This window comes from Actinomyces oris, from assembly GCF_001937445.1.
GTDB lineage: Bacteria > Actinomycetota > Actinomycetes > Actinomycetales > Actinomycetaceae > Actinomyces > Actinomyces acetigenes.
Genome location: NZ_MSKS01000078.1, coordinates 1 through 1,241, shown reverse-complemented (window position 1 = coordinate 1,241; position 1,241 = coordinate 1). Strand labels below are relative to the sequence as shown.

Sequence of the window (1,241 nt, the reverse complement as noted above, 5' to 3'; positions counted from 1 at the left end):
GGACAGTTCCCCACCACCGTCTCCTTCGAGCAAGTCATCACCGCCGCCAAACAGGCCAGCCCCACCGGAACCATCGACCTCAACGGCACCACCCTGTCCGTCACCGGCCTGGTCACCAACGACACCAAGGACCTTGCTCCCGAGGCAGCAGCACCCGTCGTCCACGCCGTCGCCGACTGCCAATCCGCAGGACTCACCACGCTCCAGCTCAACAACTGGGCACTGAACACCACATCCAGCGTCGCCGACCCCTGGCTGACCTTCACCTGCAACAACGGCACCTGGACACCACAGCATGACGGCAGCACCGGCCAAGACGAAGCCACCATCCTCAACAAAGCCGCCGAGCTGTAGACCGCCCGTCACCCGCATGCCCTGCGCCCACCTCGCCGAACCAACTCGATCCGCAGGAACGGCCGATTTGAGAGAATACGTCCAATCAGCCAGTAAGGGAGCAGCCTATGCCCGACGAGCCGACCCACAAGATCCAGCACGCACCAGGAAAGGGAGCCAGAAAGCAGACCGTTTCTGTCCGGCATGGTAGGGCTCGTCTCGGCTGGAGGAAGCTGCCGTCAGGCAGGTCCGTTCGAATCTGCGCTGTGTGGATCGCGGTACTCGTCACGGTGCTGGCCATCGGCTTGCTCGCCCGCATGACAGTCATTGGTCTGAACCCCGACCTCGGTCCCGAAGGCACCAAGGTCCGCAGCATCGCCAAAGCAGCCTTCAAGCACCTCTCCAACAACCCCAACGTCGTCTCGACCACCATCACCGAGGCCAAGGCCAGCACAGGAACAGAACTGATCGCGCGCCTCAAGGACGACACCAGCCCCGATGCCGTAACCAACCTGCTGACCTCCACCCACCAGGCCGCCTTCGACAAGAACGACCCCGACACCCACATCACCCTCAACATCGTCCTGATCTGGACACTGCACGGCACCAACGTCAAGTTCTTGTCCAGCAGCCCCCCGCCCCCAGAGCGCTCCATCATCAAACGCGACCTGGCCGCTGCGGGCGAGGCCATAACCATCGAGAACACCTATATCGACTACGGGCAAGTCACCGCACTCCCCTCCACCTTGGCCCAACCAGGTGCCTCAGACTCCTCCAAGACTTTCACGATGAACGGCTGGAAGGTCACTTCCACCAGCAACACCGGGGGACAGTTCCCCACCACCGTCTCCTTCGAGCAAGTCATCACCGCCGCCAAACAGGCCAGCCCCACCGGCACCATCGACCTC

2 pseudogenes are annotated in these 1,241 nt (G+C 62.8%); both read left to right on the top strand.

Annotated elements, in window-relative coordinates:
- Positions 1–354 (top strand): annotated as a pseudogene (locus BKH20_RS13540) (hypothetical protein); the annotation flags it as partial.
- A 245-nt stretch (positions 355–599) separates the two neighbouring features.
- A pseudogene (locus BKH20_RS13535) lies at positions 600–1,241 on the top strand (hypothetical protein); the annotation flags it as partial.